Raw genomic sequence first — 17,874 nt, 5'->3', positions numbered from 1 at the left:
ACCCAAGCTCAACGTCACCGTCTGGTTTGACGATAAGGTCGGCCTCGAGCATTGTGGCTTGCGGGCGCAGCGATGGTGTGTGGAAGACCAAGCTGGCCGACTTGCGACCCTTGCCCGGGGTCTACGAACTCGATCCGGAGCGCGAACGGAAAGAGGCGATCGATTTGTTCCGGCACAGGCCGAACAGCGGTCCGTACAGGCTACGGAGAGGCCTAAGCAAGCGATCGGTAGTTCTGCGCTGGAGACGGCGCCGCGCCGAGCGGCGGCGAAGAACGCGCACTGGCGGGGCTGTTTTCCGCTAAACGCTTGTGTGCCAACTTTGAAATTAAGTAATCCATCTGTCGAATCGAAATTTCAGTTGTCGTTACTGCTGCAATCTAATTGTCTGGCTCTCTGATAAGCACATGTAGTACTTGCGGTAAGTGCGATGAAAACTTGGGCAATATTGAGAAATATTCACTTTTTCCTGATGAAAGTCGTGTAATCTATCTTATGGAACTGTAATTATTCCGATAAAAAAATCAGTTTGCAACCGGCAATACCCATTGTTTAGGCGCGGCACTTGGGGCCTAACTGGCGACCCGCCAAAATACAGGTATTTCAACTCGAGAAAATCATCGAGCCGTATTTGGAGCCTTCCCGTCCGAACCCCGATTGCTTGATGCCCGAAGGTGCCACTTCAGTCGAGATCAGACCGGTGTTGATGCCCACCATACCGTACTCCAAGGCCTCTGCGACGGCCCAGACACGGCTCATGTCCTTGCCATAGAAAATTGGCCGCGAGCCCGAATTGAAGCGTATCGACCGAAATTTCTTCGATGAGCGCTCTCTCTGCCCGCCGACGACCAATCCAGATGGCGATCGGGTCGCCGCCCGGGGATTCTTAGGCAGGAGGCCGAGCTCCCCGACCTGGCTTTCAGCGACTTCCCCTACAGGGAGCGCGCTGGCGAGTTGGCGCGGCATGCCCGCATAGGAATCGGCAAGCGCAGGGTGGCGCGGGCTCCCGCCTTCATCCAATCGGTTGTCGCCGGGACAGATAAGACCCGGGCCCATCCGCCTTCGACATGGAAGGGTCCATGCACGCATCGAGGCTCGCTTAACGAGCCATCAGGACCGGCAGCCCAGGGTCCTCAATCATGGACTTGGTCACGCCGCCGAATATCCGCTCCCGCAGGCGGGAATGGCCGTAGGCTCCCATAACCATGAGCTCGGCGCCAGTATCGATGGCGTGTCGGCGAAGAACATCGGCGATCGAATGGTTTGAGCTTGGCAGGCGGTCCACTGCGACCTTCACGCCATGCCGGGAGAGATAGGTCGCCACATCCGCCCCGGGTTCAGCGCCGTGGTGTCGTTCGTCCTCGATCGGGTCGATGATGACGATACGCACCTCATCGGCCCCTGACAGGATGTCGAGGGACTCTCGCACGGCGCGCGATGCTTCCAGGCTGGCGTCCCACGCGACAAGGACGCGTTTCGGTTTCAACGTCGCGCGCGCCGCCTTGGGGACCAGCAAGATAGGCCTTCCAGACGAGAACAGTCCGCCTGCAATGACCTTTTCCTTGAGCATGTGGCTTGCGAGCATTTCCGGCCCGACAACGGTCAGATCGGCGTAGCGGACATGCCGACCGATGACTTCGTCCGCCCAGGATTGCTCCGGGTACTCGCTGCTGAGGTCAGCCGATACGAGGCTTTCCAACAACATTTTGGAGACCGCCGAGCTGCGCCTCTCCAGCATTTCCATCTCGGCTTCGCGTTCTGCGAGCCACGCCGGCGAGACGACCGCTGCGTATTCTCCGCCCGAAGGAGGCGCAGCGACGACCACAACAAGCACGGAAAGATGTGCATTGATTTCTTCGCAGAGAACGGCGGCGAGCCTCACATCGCCATCTCCGTGATCCGGCCCTGTAACGGTGAGCAAAGTCTTGAATGGCATGGCGACGACTCCTCGTTCGAGAAAGGTTCACAGAGGATGTAGCCGTAGCGAACCGGTCGGAATCCTTCCTTGCCCTGGATCAAAACTGATCCCTTCGCACGATTGATCTCGGTCAACGCGCGCGCGCGCCGCACGCTTTAGCCTGACATTTATCGCTGGAGGCGGGTCAATGAGGTTCTTGACGACGATGGGTCTTTTGGCGCTGGCGCTGAACGCCGCGGCGGCACAGGGTGAGCAATGGACAGCAGGAATATCTGAATTCCTGCGCGGTCTGTCACGGCGTGGACGGCAAGGGCGACGGCCCTTTGGCCGACGCGTTGCGGAAGCGTCCCTCGGATCTGACGACACTCACGAGACGCAATGGCGGCGAGTTTCCCTATTGGCGGGTCTTCGCGACGATCGACGGCCGTGGCCTCGTGCCGGAGCACGGCGAGCGCGAGAAGCCGGTCTGGGGCAATCAGTTCCTGCCCGAAGATGTGAAGCGCTATGGCCCTTATGGTGGGGAGGCCGTCACCACGGAACGCATCCACAACCTCGCCGGTTACGTCCAGACGCTTCAGCACCAGTAGGACTTGTAAGGCTTCAGTCGGCGAGACCGAACGATGATGCAATCAAGACCAAGGGCGCAGGCTATGATCGCTGAGAACCAGGATGTCGTGGTCGGGATGTTGAAGCATCCAGCCGCCTATGGCGAGGCTGGCCCCGTCGAGACGATCGAGACCCACATTTCCCGGATATTCCTTGTCGGGAGCCGCGCTTTCAAGCTGAAGCGGGGGGTCAAGTTGCCCTACGTCGATTTTTCGACACCAGAGCTGCGGCTCGCCGCGTGCGAAAGGGAGGTGGAATTGAACTCCCGGACGGCGCCGGGCCTTTACCTCGGTGTCCGCCGCATCGCGCGCGAAGGAGGCCGGCTTGCCCTGGATGGGCCAGGAGAACTGGTCGACGCTGTCATCGAAATGGTTCGCTTCGATCAGTCGAAGCTTCTCGATCGTATGGCCGCCGCGGGCAAGCTGACTCCCGCGCTGATGACAGACGTCGCGCGTATGATCGCGCGGTACCACCGCAGCGCTGAAGAAATCCACGCCGGCAGCGGGTCGGCGAATATCGGCGGCGTGCTCGATATCAATTCGGCCGGATTTGCAACAAGCCACGTCTTTGATGAAAGGGAGATCAAGACATTCAACGACGCGTTCCGCACCACCCTCACCCGCCATGCCACCTTGCTTGATCGGCGCGAAGCAACGGGCCGAGTTCGCCGCTGCCACGGCGACCTGCATCTGCGCAACATCTGCCTCTTCGAGGGCGAGCCGCGGCTGTTCGATTGCATCGAATTCAACGACCAGATCGCCACCGTCGATGTGCTCTACGACCTGGCGTTCCTGTTGATGGACCTATGGCATCGCGGCTTCCCGCAATTCGCCAATCTGGTCATGAATCGGTATCTCGACGACGCCGACGACGAAGATGGCTTCATCCTGCTGCCATTCTTCATGGCGGTGAGGGCTGCGGTGCGCGCGCATGTCACGGCAACGCAGGTCGAGGAAGGCAGCTCAGATTCCGCAAAGCTGATTGCCGAAGCGCGGTCCTACTTCGAGCTCGCCCGAGCCCTGCTCACCGAGACGCCACCTTGGCTCGTCGCGATCGGCGGTCTGAGCGGCTCGGGCAAGACGACGGTCGCCGAAGCGCTCGCTGCCCATATCGGCGCGCCACCCGGCGCCCGGATGGTCGAGAGCGACCGCATCCGCAAGGCCATGCATGGCGTGGCAGCCGAAATGAGGCTGCCGGACAAGGCCTACCGACCCGGCGTATCGGAACGCGTCTATCGCCAGATCGCCTGGCGCACGGAGTTGATTCTTGGCGAAGGCGGCTCCGTCGTCGCCGACGCTGTTTTCGACAACCCGGACGATCGCGACAGGATCGAGCGCGCCGCGAGCGAGACAATTGTTCCGTTTGCAGGATTTTGGCTGGCGGCCGATCCGTCGGTGCTTTGGCGTCGGGTCAGCGAACGCAAGGGCAGTCCCTCGGACGCCACGGTCGACATCCTGTCGCGGCAATTGCAACGCGATGCCGGTCCGTTGACCTGGCGCAAGATCGAGGCGGACCGCGGGGTAGCCGAAATTACCGCCGAGATGGTGGCCCTGGTTGAGGGCACCTCTTCATCCGTAGTCAGCCTCAGGAAAACGGGATCATAGAGCTGACCGGCGCTTAGCTGACCTCCAGCGTCGCCACCGACAGGCCGGGCTCGCCGGGGTGATACCCGATCGAGAAGCCGAACTCCCGGCACATTGTGAGCATCTTGCGATTTTCGTTGAGGATTATGCCCTCGATGCGGCTGATGTGTTCAGCCCTCGCATAGTCTATGACCTGTTTCAGCAGGCCCCATCCCAGGCCATGCCCCTGCAGATCCGATCGAACGAGCAGCGCATATTCGCCGGTCCTGTGATCCGGATCGCAGGAAAGTCGTCCGATTCCGGCTAGCACTCCCGTGTCCTTTTCAATTACGACGAAGGCGATGTCGCGATCATAGTCGAGCTGCGTGAGCCGCTTCAGCATCTGGTCCGGGAAGTTCCTGCGCGGCGAGAGGAAACGCAGCCGCAGATCGTCGGGAGAGATCTTCGCCAGGAACGCGGGATAAAGCGCGACGTCCGCCGGCATGATTGGCCGGACGTGGAAAGACATACCGTCCGATACAAGATCGCGGCCCCACCCTGACGGATAGGGCCTTATGGCAAGGGCCGGGTTCGGCGCCGGTTCATCCACCCGTCGCGGATCGATTTCGATGCGGGCGTCCAGCGCAATCACACCCTCGCCGTCTGCCAGCAACGGGTTGATGTCGAGCGAAACCAGGCAAGGGAAGTCGACGATCATTTGCGACAGGCCGTTCAGCGCGGCGATGATCAAGGCTCGATTGGCTGGCTTCTGGTCGCGATAGCCGGCAAGCAGGCGGCCTATTCGCGTTGCGTCGATCACGTCTCCGGCCAGCACGTCGTCGAGCGGCGGAAGCGCGATCGCGGTGTCGTTAAGAACCTCGACCGCCGTGCCGCCGGCGCCAAACAGAATGATCGGGCCGAACATCGGGTCCAGGTTCATGCCCAGAATGAGCTCCTGCGCATGTTTGCGCACGATCATGGCCTGCACGGCGTAGCCGTCTACCTTCGTCTCCGGCGCCTGCGAGCGCAGGCGGGCCTCGATCAACCGCGCGGCTTCCCCAGCCTCCTCGGCAGTCGCAATGTCGAGAACCACACCGCCGACGTCCGACTTGTGTGAAACCACCTTCGACAACAACTTGACGACCACCCTCTCGGAGCTTTCGAGAAGCTCACCGGCCGCCTGCGCCACTTCCGGGAAAGATCCGGCGACAATGGTTCGCGGCACGGGGATGCCGTAGGCGGCGATCGCGGCTTTCGCTTCCGGCTCCGTCAGCATGCGCCGCCCTTCGCCTGCCGCCTGCCGGAAGATGGCATCTACCGACGCCTTGCCGTCGGCTTGGTCTTCCTTCCAGCTCGATGGCGTGCGCAGCAGCGCCCGCTGCGCACGCGACCATTCGCTGAGATAGGACGCCGCGATCGCCGCGTCTTCAGGCGTGTCGAAGCTCGCAATGCCGGCTTCTGTCAGCGTATCCCGGCCCTGCCGCGCGGTATGCTCGCCAAGCCAGCACGCCAGCAGTGGTTTTCCTCCGATCTCGCCCTCCTCGCCTAGCTCGGCCACCTTTCTGGCAGCGTCGGGCGATGAGCCGAGCCCGGTCGGGCAGTTCATGACGAGAATGACGTCCGTTCCGGGATCCGCCGCCAAGGCTTCGAGCGCCGCCCCGTAGCGCTCCGGCGCCGCGTCACCGACGATGTCGATCGGGTTTGCATGCGACCAAGTCGGCGGCAGCATGCGGTTCAGCCTCTCGATCGTGGACGGCAAAAGCGCGGCCAGTTCGCCTCCGCGGCCGATCAGCTTGTCGACCGCAAGAACGCCGGCGCCGCCGCCATTGGTGACGATGCCGACCCGCGCCCGCTCGAGCGGAGAATAGCGCGCGATCGTCTCGGCCGCGTCGAACAGCTCGGCGAGGTCATTCACACGCAGCACCCCTGCCCTGCGCAAGGCGGCGTCGACCACCCTGTCCGCGCCTGAGAGCGCGCCGGTATGGGTCGCCGCTGCCCTCGCCGCCTGTTCATGCCGGCCGGGCTTGATGGCGATGACCGGCTTGAGGCGCGCCGCCGCCCGCGCGGCTGACATGAACTTGCGTGGATCAGGTATCGTTTCGAGATACATCACGATAGCGCGCGTATGAAAATCGCCCGCCAGCATGTCGAGGCAGTCGCCGACATCGACGTCGGCCATGTCGCCAAGCGAGGTGATCCGGGAAAAGCCGACATTGTTTTCGGCCGCCCAATCGATCAGCGACGTGGCAATCGCGCCGGACTGCGAAATCAGAGCGATGTTCCCAGGCCTGGCCGCCATGTGGGCGAAACTGGCGTTCAGCTTTGCTGGAGGGATCATCAGCCCGACCGTGTTTGGCCCGATGATCCGCATGAGCGAGGGTTTGGCAGCATCGAGCATCGCCTGGCGCAAACCGTTCTCGTGATTGAGCCCGGCGGTGATGACGACGGCAGCCCGTGTCCCGTTGTCGGCCAGTTCGCGCACGATGCCGGGAACAGTGTCGGGTGGGGTCACGATCACGGCCAGATCGGGAATACCCGGAAGGTCGGCCACCTTCGCATAGCAGCGGCGACCAGCCACTTGTGAATGCTTGGGATTGAGTGGCCAGATCTCCCCCTCGAAGCCGCCGCTCACGATGTTGTCGAAGACAACGCGGCCGACCGAGCCAACGCGCTCGGTCGCGCCGATGACAGCGACGGATTTCGGTGAGACGGCATATTCCAGATTGCGGATTGTCATCTCAAAAGCTCCTTGTCGCCATTTTCACCAAAGGCGTTCGGCATTCATTGCGCTGGATCAAAGCTCTGCCCGACCTGTCGCAGTTAGCTGACGGACGCCACTCGCAATCTCTCGCTTCTGGCGCGGGTCCGTCAAAGGAGAATCCGATGAGCTACTATCTCAGCAAACGCCTCGATATGCCGTTCGCCGCGGCGATCGAGCACGTCACCAAGAAGCTTGCCGGCAAGGGCTTTGGCATCCTGACAAGGATCGATGTCCAGCACACGATGAAGGTCAAGCTGGGCGTGGACTTCAAGCCATACATGATCCTTGGCGCCTGCAATCCGCATTTCGCATGGCGCGCGCTGCAGGCCGAGGACAAGATCGGCGCCATGCTGCCTTGCAACGTGATCGTGACGGAATTTGCGCCCGACAAGGTCGAGGTCGCAGCTATCGATCCGGCCGCCGCAATGGGAGCTATCGCCAACCCGCAGCTTACCGCCATTGCCAAGGACGTGCGGCTGTTGCTGCAGGAAATGATCAGCGAACTTTGACGACTGCCGCCATGAACGAGCCTGTACTGCGGCGTGCGCTGCTGATCATCGCCATTCTCGGTCTGGCGCTTGGGCTGGGCGCGTGGCGAAGCGGTATCGACTTCGTCTCGCCTGATGCGATCTGGACAGCGGCAACCCTGCCCGTCGTTGTGACGCTCGCCATTTCGATCCTTCGGGATTTCTGGATCGGCCGGATCGGCGTCGATGCGATCGCTCTGGTCTCGATGTCGGCGGCATTGCTGCTGGGACAGTCTCTTGCGGCCATAGTGGTCGCGATCATGTATGCCGGTGGCACGGTGCTGGAAGATTTTGCGCGCGGCAGAGCGGAACGGAACCTCAGAGCTCTGACTGACCGTGCGCCGCGTGTGGCGCATCGAAAGATCAGGAGCGGCACCGAGACCGTTCCGGTCGACCAGGTGACAGTCGGCGACGAGCTTTTGGTGCGCGCCGGCGAATTGCTGCCCGTCGACGGCATCCTGATCGACGCTTCGGCCCTGCTTGATGAATCGACCGTGACCGGAGAGCCCCTGCCGGAGCGGCGAAGCGCCGGCGACACATTGCGCAGCGGCACCGTCAATGCCGGCGAGACCTTTGTCTTGCGAGCCTCGGCTGTCGCCGACAAGAGCACCTAAGCTGCTATCGTGCGCATGGTCGCTGCCGCGCAAACCGCCAAGGCGCCGTTCATTCGCATTGCCGATCGCTTCGCCCTGCTGCTCCTTCCGGTCACGCTGCTGGTCGCCGGCGTCGCCTGGCATGTTTCGGGCGATCCAATCCGTGCCCTTGCCGTTTTGGTGGTCGCGACGCCTTGCCCGCTGATCCTCGCGGCGCCCGTTGCATTCATCGGCGGCGTATCACGCGCTGCCCGCGCCGGCATCCTGATGAAGGGCAGCACCGCGCTGGAGGCGCTCGCTCAGATACGCACCGCGATCTTCGACAAGACCGGCACCTTGACGCTCGGCGGCGCCGAACTGATCGAGATCGACGTCGCCCCGGGCCAGGAAGCAGAGGAATTGCTGCGGCTGCTGGCTTCCCTGGAACAGGCTTCGCATCATGTCCTTGCGGATTCGGTTGTCCGCATCGCTCGCCACGGAAACCTGGCGCTGTCCCAACCTCATGATGTCCGCGAATATCGAGGAGAAGGCCTGAGGGCTAAGGTAGACGGGGTTTCGGTGGCGGCAGGGTCGAGGCCGCTCGTCCTCGGGAATGGGCCACTGCCTAAATGGGCGGAAAATGGAGAGGAACGGCACCGCAACGCGCAAGTGCTCAGGGTGTTTCTGGCCCTTGATGGCGAGCTTGCCGGCGTTTTCACTTTCGGAGATGCGGTACGAGAGGATGCTTACGACACCCTCTGCGGCGTGCGTTCGGCCGGTGTGGCCCGAATAGTCATGCTCACCGGCGATGACGGCGCAGCGGCGGAGAAGATTTCTGCTTCGCTCAATCTCGATGCCGTGATCGCAGACGCCACGCCGGCAGACAAGGTGGCAACGGTCGAAACCGAGAAGACCATGGCGCCAACGATGATGGTGGGAGACGGCATCAACGACGCCCCTGCTCTTGCCGCGGCTACGGTAGGCATTGCGATGGGAGCTCGTGGCGGGACGGCATCGTCGGAGGCGGCGGATGTCGTTGTACTAGCCGACAGGCTGCAGCCTGTTGCGGAAGCATTGCGGATCGCCAGGCGCACGCGCGGGATCGCCCTGCAGAGCATCGTCGTAGGCCTGGCGCTCTCAGGTGCCGCCATGATCTCAGCAGCCATGGGGCACATAACGCCGGTGGCGGGTGCATTGCTTCAAGAGGGCATAGACGTCGCCGTTATTCTCAACGCACTGCGTGCGCTTGGCGACGGGCGTCGCGAACACAATCGACCCAGGAGAACTGAAAGGTCATGACGCAGGATAATCTGGTGGTTTGCACCAAATGCGGCGTGGTCAATCGCCTGCCGTTCAACCGAAACGGCGCCGAGGCGCAATGCGGAAAGTGCGGCGCTCTGCTGTTTTCAGGGCTCCCGCAGGATGTCGACGCGGTGAACTTCGAACGTCAGATCGGTCGCAGCAGTCTGCCCGTCCTCATCGAGGTCTGGGCTCCATGGTGCGGCCCCTGCAAGATGATGGCGCCGGCCTATGAAGCCGCCGCCAAGGCGCTTGAGCCTCAAGTGCGGCTGATCAAGCTGAATTCCGACAAGGAGCAGGCCATCGCAGCGAGGTTGGGCATTCGCGGCATCCCCACCTTGATCCTGTTTCACCACCAGCGGGAGATCGCGCGCGCATCTCGGGGGCGAAGAGCGCCAGCCAGATCGTCAGCTGGGTTCGCGGCCACATGCCGACAGGCACCACCTGAGTCTCCCGCCCGTTTGACCCTGATCAAGGCCACATCCAATCGCCGCGGTAGGAATGGCCTCGAAGGAGTTTGCCATGACCACTTTGCACGACCTCACCCCGAAATTCAGGAACATCCGCCTGCTTTTGGCTCGCGAAAAAGGTCATCCGGAAGGCGACCGCGAAGAAGGCTATGATGTGCTGGCGCCGCTCACTCACGAAGGACAGCTCGAAGCAGAGGAATGGAAATCGCACCGGGCGGTCTGTCGTGTCCGGCGCTTCCACACCGGTGAAGACGACCTTATCGGCCGCTTGCGTCGCAAGCCGGGCGGCCAATGGTATTTCGACTATGCCGAGGGCGACCGCGACGACGAGGTCGGCTTTCACCTCGGTGAGGAGCGTTTCGTCACCGGCGAGTATGTCTCCATAAAGCGCAACGGGGCCATGCACACGTATCAGGTGGCCCGCGTCGAGCAGCCATAGCACCTCTCTCGAACCGGCAGGAGCGAGCCATGTCATGCCGCATACTTGTTGTTGTCGGCCATCCCGACCCGTCTCCCGATCGGCTCTGCCGGGTCCTGGCTTCCGCATATACGGAAAGCGCGGAACGCGCCGGCGATATCGTGCGCAAGATCGATCTGGCCTTGCTGGAGTTTCCAATGCTTCGGACGGCGCAGGAGTTCGAGCACGGGACGGTCCCCGACAGTCTGAAGGAAGCGGCCGAGGCAGTCGTCTGGGCGCAGCATTTCGTCTTTGTCTTCCCGCTTTGGCTGGGAACCATGCCGGCCATGCTCAAGGCATTCCTTGAGCAGCTCATGCGTCCGGGCATCGCGTTCACCTATCCGGACAAAGGCCAAGGTTTCCCCAAATCCTTGCTGCGCGGCCGCTCCGCGCGGCTGGTCGTGACGATGGGAATGCCAGCAGTCGTCTATCGGCTCTGGTTCCTCGGCCACGGCATCGCCGGCATGCGGCGAAGCATCCTCCGCTTCGCCGGCATCAAGCCGGTGCGCGAGACCTTGTTCGGCATGGTCGCGAATGCCGGCGACGCGAAACGGGCGAGCTGGATCAAGTCGATGCGAAGGCTGGGCGGGCGCGCGATCTAATCCGCGGGACCGTCATAGTGTCAGAACAGCGGCTCCGCTCAATCTGCCCATGCGCAAATCGCCCAGCGCCTGATTGGCCTGCTCGAGCGGATATGTCTTCGTATGCGTGCACACCTGTGCGCGCTGCGCTATCGGGAAGAATTCCTCCGCGTCACGGCGGGTAAGGTTCGCGACGGAAACCAACTCCCTTTCTTCCCAGAGAAGCTCGTAGGGCATCGACGGAATGTCGCTCATGTGGATGCCGCCGCACACTACGCGGCCGCCTTTGCGTACAGCCCGCAACGCCGCCGGCACCAGTGCGCCGACCGACGCGAAAATGATCGCGGCATCGAGCTCGACGCCTGGCAGTTCATCCGAGCTGCCTGCCCAGCGAACTCCTAACGAGCGCGCAAATTCCTGCGCCTGACTGTCTCCCGGGCGCGTGAAGGCAAAGAGCTCACGTCCCTGCCAGATCGCCACCTGGGTGATGATATGCGCGGCGGCGCCGAAGCCATAGATGCCCAGCCGCCGGCCGTCGCCAGCCTTCTTGAGGCAGCGCCAGCCGACAAGCCCCGCGCATAAGAGCGGTGCCAGCGATACCGGGTCAGCCGTGGCATCGAGTTCGAAAGCGAAATGCTCGTCGGCAACGACATGGCTGGCGAAGCCGCCATCGCGCGTATAGCCAGTGAAGAGAGGCTGGTCGCAAAGATTCTCGGCGCCGGAGATGCAATAGGGGCAGTGTCCGCATGTGTGTCCGAGCCAAGGGACACCCACCCTCTGCCCAAGCCGGGACCGCGACACGCCCTCGCCAACCAGATCGACGATACCGACGATTTCGTGGCCCGGCACGAGCGGCAGCTTTGGCTGCGGCAGATCACCCTCCACGACATGCAGATCGGTGCGGCAGACTGCGCATGCCTCCACCTTGAGCCTGATTTCGCCCGGTCCTGGCATAGGGTCGGGACGATCGACGAGGCTCAAAGACGTACCGGGTTTTTCCAGCACCATTGCCTTCATCACGCTTCCCCGGTTTCTAGAAAAAAGACGGGAACAGATGCGCTTCCACTCGGCTACGCGAGTGGAAAAACGCGCTGGACTGGCACCCGTTCCTATCGCGAGTGCCTGATCTTCACCGGCTGAGGTCGGGCATGGCGAACGAAGCCATGGCTTGCCGAAGCGTGCTTGCGAATCCCGCTAGTTATTTTCAAAATAGAGTCCCGCACCGGCAAGGTAGGCAAGGCCAAGCATTCCGGCCCAGATGGCGATGATATCGGACGTCATGGTCAGATTCCTTTGTCGGGTTCTGACCAGACAATTGCAGAGCCAATTCATGTGGACATTGATCGCGGTCAATCGCATTGGGCGAGCGGTTCCGCTCGGCGGGGCATGGTCGATCGTGTGATATCGAACTGATCCCGATCGACGTCGTACTAAGTAGTTTCCCGTAGGGACATAACCGAATTTCGGCATTGGGGGATTTGCGCGATTGCTGTCGTCACAAGTTCACCGGGACCACAGCCATGCACGCTCAAGCTTCCGCCAAGATCGAACTGTCGTCATACCTGCCGCAACAGCGTTCCTCGCCTGTCTTCGAGGGAGCGACGGTGCAACCGGTCAGCTTTTTCACGGCTGGCGCTGAGATCTACGCCCAGGGCGAAAAGGCGGGCGCCATCTATCAGGTCGAATTCGGCGCGGTCCGCATCTACCGCCTGCTTGCGGACGGTCGCAGACAGATAAGCGCGTTCCACCTGGCGGGAGAAACATTCGGCTTCGAAGCCGACGCCACCCACCACTTCTTCGCTGAAGCGATCAGCGCAACCGGTGTACGGGCTTTTCGCACTCCGGCGGGAACGGACATGTCCCGCCAGCTCCTGCCGCTCGCGCTGAGAGGCCTGACGCGGGCGCAGGAACATCTTCTGGTCCTTGGCCGTCAGAACGCAATCGAGCGGGTTGCGGCATTCCTGGTCGAGATGTCGGAGCGTCAGGGCGGCTTGCGGCAGCTGGAATTGCCGATGTCGCGGAACGACATTGGCGACTATCTCGGCCTCACCATCGAAACCGTGTCGCGGGTCTTCACCCGCCTGAGGGAGAAAGGCGTCATCCGCCTGCTCAGCTTGCGCAGCATTGAAATCCTCAAGCGGGACACGCTGCTGGCGATGGGGGAATGAGGCTATTCGGGCCAATCGCCCACGCATCAATCCTGAAAGGGACGACAATGAAAACAACGCTTACAACTCACACTGGATTCCGCTTCGAAGTGCGCCGCGCTCGCCCCGAGGATGAGCCGACCGTGGCCGAGTTCTTCACCCATGTGACATCGGAGGATCTGCGCTTCCGCTTCCTCGGAGCCGTGAGGGAAGTCTCGCATGAGCGGCTGGTGGCGATGACCCGCTCCGACGATCCGCACGTCCATAATTTTCTCGCCTTCTCGACCGACGGAATGCTGATCGCGGTGGCGACGCTTGCCGCCGATCCGGCCGACCGGCGCGGCGAAGTGGCGATCTGCATTCGACAGGACCGCAAGCATCTCGGCGTCGGCTGGGAGTTTCTCGGCTATATCGCGCGATATGCCGAGCAGCACGGTATCGAGACGATCGAGTCGATCGAGAGCCGCGAAAATCGCGCTGCGATCGAGGTTGAGCGCGACATGGGCTTCACCGTCGCAACGGACCGCGATGACCCGACGCTCGTCTTGGTTCAGCGCAAGCTCGGCGCCAAGTTGCCGGGCTAGGTCCTGTCGCCTGTCCCGGGCAAATCAGATCCTTTCGAGGTTGAAGAGCTCCGTGGCCACCGCCCGTTCCTCGTTGGCCGGAATGGTAAGCACGTCGACGCGGGAATTCGCGGCGCTGACCATCTCCTCACCTGTGCGGTTCAAACTGCTGTCAATAACGACGCCCCGGCTTCAACAATGCAATGCGCTCAGGCCTCCACCTGACTGTGTCACGGACGACCGCCCATCGACAAGTGAAGCCTCCTGTCGCTGACGCCTGCGATTCACTTTCTTGTTTGCGCTGAGGCAAATTCCATCCCTCAGGGCCAGGATAGAAGACCCGCACAGGCACATTGCACGGGTTCCAATGAGGTATGTCATGGCAGTTCCGCGAACGCGGCCAAGCGCCTATCCGGCGATTCTCTCCTACGGCTTCCGACCCTTCTTTCTGCTGGGCTCGCTGCAAGCCGCTACCGCGATCCTTTTGTGGCTGCCCCTCTATTACGGCAAGCTCGAAACCTTCAGCACATTCCTGCCCGTGGACTGGCATGTTCACGAATTGCTTTTCGGCTATCTGCCGGCAGTCGTGACGGGCTTCCTGCTGACTGCAATTCCGAACTGGACCGGACGACTTCCCGTTCAGGATTTTCGACTGCTGGTACTCGTGCTGCTCTGGGTCGCGGGCCGGGTCGCCGTGTTCCTTTCGGCGGAAACGGGATGGCTCCTGGGCGCGGCCATAGACTGTTCCTTTCTTCTCGCGGTGGTGGCTGCCGCTGCGACGGAGATCGTTGCCGGGCGAAACTGGCGGAACCTCAAGGTGCTGCTGCCCGTCGCGACCCTTTTTGCGGCAAACGTCATGTTTCACGCCGAAGCGCATTACCAGGGCGTCTCCGACATGAGCCGGCGCCTCGGTCTCGGAGCGGTTGTCGTCCTCGTCATGATCATCGGCGGGCGCATAGTTCCGAGCTTCACCCGCAATTGGCTGGTTCGCGAGAAGCCCGGCCGGCTCTCGGCATCATTCGGCAGGTTCGATATCGGAACGATCGCGCTGTCCGCTGTCGGGCTCACTGCGTGGAGTTTCTTCCCCGACACCATTACAACCGGCGTGTTGCTGATCGCCGCCGCGGCCTTCAACGCCGTTCGGCTCGCCCGCTGGGCCGGCGACCGGACGCTGTCCGACCCTTTGGTTCTGATCCTGCATGTTGCATTCGCCTTCGTGCCGCTTGGCCTGCTGCTTGCCGGACTGGCCGCCTTAGCTCCAGCGAACATTCCCGTCGTTGCCGGCATTCATGCCTTTGCGGTGGGAGCGATTGCCTGCATGACGCTTGCCGTCATGACACGGGCCACCCTCGGCCATACAGGCCGTGAGTTGAAGGCAAGTGCCGGAACATGCGCGGTTTTCGTTGCGATCCTTATTGCTGCCGTTCTGCGCGTGGCCGCAGCAATCGCGCCCGCCGAGGCAATTCTCCTCCACATGTCGGCGGCGTTCTGGATTGCAGCTTTCGCCGGCTATGCTTTGCTGTTTGGCGGGCTTCTCATGCGCCCCCGCCTGCGCGCACGCGCCGTCAGTCCCTCTTGAAGAACGGCCCAGCTTGAAGAGCAGGGGCGGAGGCCTAGCCATCATTCGATCTTCGCCACTCCGAGCCGTTCATTTCGTCGGGCGATTTGCGCAAGCGCAAATCGCCAAGTCGTTCGACGATCTAGAAGGACGCAACGGCTGATGCCGTGGTGAAACAAAGAAAGGAACTCTCTAACGAAACTGCCCCTGATTGCCGCGGCGATCGCCCAAAAGTGCACAGCGGTTTTGGGGTAACGACATGCACAAAAACAACAAAGAATAAGGAACATGATGACTTCGAAGCCGGTCTTGCTTGACAGGGTTCGCCCTGTTGCCGAACAGCCCCTGGTTCGCCCTGGCGTCGACCGGGCCTCGATAGGAGCACTGGTTCGCAAATTCTATTCCAGGGTCAGAAAGGATGAGCGTCTCGGCCCCATCTTCGTCCGCGAAATCACTGGCGATTGGGAGCCTCATCTGGAGAAGATGACGGACTTCTGGTCCTCCGTCATATTGAAAACCGGCGACTATCATGGCCGGCCGGTGCCGGCTCACCTGAAGCTCAGGGACGTCACCGAAGCCGACTTCGAGATCTGGTTGGCTCTCTTCCGCGAGACGGCCGCTGAGCTGTTCGCGCCTGAAACCGCGGCGGTGTTTGTCGAGCGGGCGGAACGGATAGCAGCGAGCCTCAAGCTCGCCATGTTCTTTCGCCTTGGTCCCGCCGCGAGCTCGGGCGCCGAATAGGTTGCGCTGGCAAGCGCCAGCAACGCGCAAAGGTTTGAGATTTGGTGCCGGGCATGCCGGCGTCGGGCTTGATTTTACGCAAGGACTGCGACCGGCCGAGCTCCTAATATTTTCGAGTGATCCTCAATCTTTGCGTCGGTACAATCGTCATCAGCCTGACGGTCCTGATCCACACTTTCGGCCTTATCGCGATCACTCGCGTGATGGCGCATCTCGTGGCACTCTTTCGCATGCATGGCCGGCGCAGCCGGGTCATCGCCATGATCAGCGTAGTGATGGGTCTCTTCGCGGTCATGACGGCGGAGGTCTGGCTATGGGCCGGGATATACAGGCTGTTTGGCGTCCTGAACGACTTCGAGACGGCACTCTATTTTTCGACCATCACCTTTTCGACGGTGAGCTATGGAGATGTGGTGCCAGCCCATGGCTGGCGCGTCCTGGCTGCTCTGGAAGGTATCAACGGGTTTCTGCTGATCGGCTGGTCGACCGCCTATCTGATCGCCGCCGGCACCCGTGTCGGCCCTTTCAGGGTCGGCGAGCACTTCTGATCCGGCCTTGAGCCTCGCTCAAACCGCTATCGAGTGTCTGCCGGTTCCATTGCTGAGATACTTGTCGAACTTCGCCGCGACCGTCCTGACGAGTGGACGGCTTTCCGCCGGCACGACGAAGTTTTCACCTTCCAGTCGAAGAAGCTGGCCAGCGCCGCTGATGGCCAGGCGGCTCGCCTCGCAAAGCAGCGTTTGACCGACAGCTCCAAAGCGTTCGACAAGCTCGACCCCGGAGAAAAGGAAGTTGCACATCAGGCGCTCGATCACCCAGGCCCGCGCCTGATCATCGACGCTGAGCTCAATACCGCGTGCTGTCGCCAGTTGGCCGGAGTTCACGGCCTTCTCGTACTCGCCGGTCGCAACGATGTTTTGTGAATAGCCCTGCCGATACCGGCTGATCGCGGAGGGGCCAAGACCAATGAGGGTCTCACACTGGTCCTCGGTATAGCCCTGGAAATTGCGGCGGATCTTGCCGGCGCGCGCGGCAACCGCAAGCGCATCCTCCGGCTTTGCGAAATGGTCCAGTCCCAGCGCCTCGTAGCCGGCGTCGACAATCAATCGCGCGGCAAGCTGCGACTGCGCCAGACGTGCGGCGGAATCGGGCAGCCAGGCTTCATCGATCATCGTCTGGTGCTTCTTGAACCACGGCACATGCGCGTAGCCGAACAAGGCCAGCCTGTCCGGCGCCAGCGTCAGCGCCTGGATAACTGTCGCCGCGACGCTCTCGCAAGTCTGGTGTGGGAGGCCATAGAGCAGGTCCAGGTTGACGGAGAGAACGCCCCGCGCACGCACCGCATCGACGATGCTCTTGGTCAGGGCGAAACTCTGCTCGCGATTGATCGCCTTCTGCACCTTGGGATCGAAGTCCTGGACGCCCAGGCTCGCCCTCGTCATGCCGATCGCGGCGAAGGCATCAAGCCGGCCCTCGTCCATATCGCTCGGGTCGATCTCGACGCTGAGGCCGGCATCATCGAGAAAGTCGAACCTGTCCCGCAAGGCTCTTCCGAGCTCCAGGATATCGTCGGGCTTCAGCATCGTCGGGGAGCCGCCGCCGAAATGGACGGCACGGACCCTGCCCCGACCGCTCACAAGCCCGCCGACAGTTTCGATCTCCCTGTGCAGCGCGCGCAGAAAGGTCGCCACTGGCGCATAGTGCCGTGTCTGCTTGGTATGGCAGGCGCAGAACCAGCACAGCCTGTCGCAATAGGGGATGTGCAGATACAGCGACATCTCGTCATCGCCTTCCAGCGCATCCATCCAGCCGCGAACGACGACCGGGCCGACGCCTGGATGAAAATGTGGTGCCGTCGGATAGCTCGTATAGCCCGGCACGTTCTCGGCGACGCCCGCAGTTGGGGTTGGGCGCATGGCATCGATGGCGGCGGCGGAAGTGCTCATGCCGGGCAAGCTGCCTGAACGGCACCGGCAAAACCTTGATTTCAATCAAGGCCGCGCGAAGCAAAGCGACGCAAATTGCGTCCCTATTTGATCACGGACGTAGCAACGGTCGCAAGCTCGAGGCCGACGCGGATGCCTCCCAAACAAAGCAGCACGCGTTTGATCTGAA

At 62.0% G+C, this 17,874-nt stretch carries 16 protein-coding genes and 2 pseudogenes; 13 read left to right on the top strand and 5 right to left on the bottom strand.

The features are described 5' to 3' along the window. Positions 1 to 580 precede the first annotated feature (580 nt). A pseudogene (locus EH240_RS39420) lies at positions 581 to 793 on the bottom strand (aldehyde dehydrogenase family protein); the annotation flags it as partial. Positions 794 to 1,096: 303 nt separating this feature from the next. Beyond that, positions 1,097 to 1,933: a universal stress protein gene (locus EH240_RS32520; RefSeq protein WP_125006226.1), complete on the bottom strand. Its 837-nt coding sequence runs from the start codon at positions 1,931 to 1,933 to the stop codon at positions 1,097 to 1,099. 230 nt (positions 1,934 to 2,163) lie between these two features. Here EH240_RS32520 and EH240_RS32515 point away from each other — a divergent pair, with 230 nt between their 5' ends. After that, the gene (locus EH240_RS32515) at positions 2,164 to 2,502 is read left to right on the top strand and encodes a c-type cytochrome (RefSeq protein WP_245436605.1); all 339 of its coding nucleotides are present in this window, start codon (positions 2,164 to 2,166) and stop codon (positions 2,500 to 2,502) included. Positions 2,503 to 2,565: 63 nt separating this feature from the next. Beyond that, positions 2,566 to 4,125, top strand: a complete 1,560-nt coding sequence (locus EH240_RS32510) for a bifunctional aminoglycoside phosphotransferase/ATP-binding protein (RefSeq protein WP_125006224.1) — start codon at positions 2,566 to 2,568, stop codon at positions 4,123 to 4,125. A gap of 13 nt (positions 4,126 to 4,138) precedes the next feature. Here EH240_RS32510 and EH240_RS32505 read toward each other — a convergent pair whose 3' ends face one another. Then, positions 4,139 to 6,820, bottom strand: a complete 2,682-nt coding sequence (locus tag EH240_RS32505; RefSeq protein WP_125006222.1) for a bifunctional acetate--CoA ligase family protein/GNAT family N-acetyltransferase — start codon at positions 6,818 to 6,820, stop codon at positions 4,139 to 4,141. 146 nt (positions 6,821 to 6,966) lie between these two features. Here EH240_RS32505 and EH240_RS32500 point away from each other — a divergent pair, with 146 nt between their 5' ends. The 6 genes and pseudogenes from EH240_RS32500 (at position 6,967) to EH240_RS32480 (ending at position 10,771) form a co-directional block, all read left to right on the top strand. After that, complete coding sequence (locus tag EH240_RS32500; protein ID WP_125006220.1) at positions 6,967 to 7,353, top strand: DUF302 domain-containing protein; 387 nt, start codon at positions 6,967 to 6,969, stop codon at positions 7,351 to 7,353. 11 nt (positions 7,354 to 7,364) lie between these two features. Then, the gene (locus tag EH240_RS40350) at positions 7,365 to 7,985 is read left to right on the top strand and encodes a P-type ATPase actuator domain-containing protein (RefSeq protein ID WP_483466610.1); all 621 of its coding nucleotides are present in this window, start codon (positions 7,365 to 7,367) and stop codon (positions 7,983 to 7,985) included. A 9-nt stretch (positions 7,986 to 7,994) separates the two neighbouring features. After that, positions 7,995 to 9,242 carry a heavy metal translocating P-type ATPase gene (locus EH240_RS32495; RefSeq protein ID WP_483466609.1) on the top strand — a complete coding sequence of 416 codons (1,248 nt, stop codon included), beginning with the start codon at positions 7,995 to 7,997 and terminating at the stop codon, positions 9,240 to 9,242. Beyond that, a pseudogene (gene trxC / locus EH240_RS32490) lies at positions 9,239 to 9,690 on the top strand (thioredoxin TrxC). Before EH240_RS32495 ends, trxC begins: the two are co-directional and overlap by 4 nt. Positions 9,691 to 9,764: 74 nt before the next feature. Next, positions 9,765 to 10,151, top strand: coding sequence for a hypothetical protein (locus EH240_RS32485; RefSeq protein ID WP_125006218.1), 387 nt, complete (start codon positions 9,765 to 9,767; stop codon positions 10,149 to 10,151). A gap of 29 nt (positions 10,152 to 10,180) precedes the next feature. Beyond that, positions 10,181 to 10,771, top strand: coding sequence for an NAD(P)H-dependent oxidoreductase (locus tag EH240_RS32480; protein ID WP_125006216.1), 591 nt, complete (start codon positions 10,181 to 10,183; stop codon positions 10,769 to 10,771). A gap of 12 nt (positions 10,772 to 10,783) precedes the next feature. Here the strand turns inward: EH240_RS32480 and EH240_RS32475 are convergent, their stop codons facing one another. Then, positions 10,784 to 11,767: a zinc-dependent alcohol dehydrogenase family protein gene (locus tag EH240_RS32475; RefSeq protein ID WP_125006214.1), complete on the bottom strand. Its 984-nt coding sequence runs from the start codon at positions 11,765 to 11,767 to the stop codon at positions 10,784 to 10,786. 503 nt (positions 11,768 to 12,270) lie between these two features. Between EH240_RS32475 and EH240_RS32470 the strand changes: the two genes are divergently transcribed. From EH240_RS32470 to EH240_RS32450, 5 genes are all read left to right on the top strand, one after another. Then, a complete protein-coding gene (locus EH240_RS32470; protein WP_125006236.1) occupies positions 12,271 to 12,918 on the top strand; it encodes a helix-turn-helix domain-containing protein in 648 nt (215 codons plus the stop codon). Between the two features lie 47 nt (positions 12,919 to 12,965). Next, positions 12,966 to 13,481, top strand: coding sequence for a GNAT family N-acetyltransferase (locus EH240_RS32465; protein ID WP_125006212.1), 516 nt, complete (start codon positions 12,966 to 12,968; stop codon positions 13,479 to 13,481). Positions 13,482 to 13,839: 358 nt separating this feature from the next. Further along, entirely contained in the window at positions 13,840 to 15,039 is a 1,200-nt protein-coding gene (locus EH240_RS32460; RefSeq protein ID WP_125006210.1) for an NnrS family protein, read from the top strand. 462 nt (positions 15,040 to 15,501) lie between these two features. Continuing rightward, positions 15,502 to 15,759, top strand: a complete 258-nt coding sequence (locus EH240_RS40245; RefSeq protein WP_425374858.1) for a group III truncated hemoglobin — start codon at positions 15,502 to 15,504, stop codon at positions 15,757 to 15,759. 116 nt (positions 15,760 to 15,875) lie between these two features. Further along, entirely contained in the window at positions 15,876 to 16,307 is a 432-nt protein-coding gene (locus EH240_RS32450; protein WP_125006208.1) for an ion channel, read from the top strand. Positions 16,308 to 16,325: 18 nt separating this feature from the next. Here the strand turns inward: EH240_RS32450 and hemN are convergent, their stop codons facing one another. Continuing rightward, positions 16,326 to 17,675 (bottom strand): oxygen-independent coproporphyrinogen III oxidase, encoded by a 1,350-nt coding sequence (hemN, locus tag EH240_RS32445; protein ID WP_125006232.1) that lies wholly within the window; start codon positions 17,673 to 17,675, stop codon positions 16,326 to 16,328. Between the last annotated feature and the right edge of the window lie 199 nt (positions 17,676 to 17,874).

Origin of the sequence: Mesorhizobium tamadayense, from assembly GCF_003863365.1 — a bacterium.
Classification (GTDB): domain Bacteria; phylum Pseudomonadota; class Alphaproteobacteria; order Rhizobiales; family Rhizobiaceae; genus Mesorhizobium; species Mesorhizobium tamadayense.
This window is presented reverse-complemented; position numbering and strand designations above follow the sequence as displayed.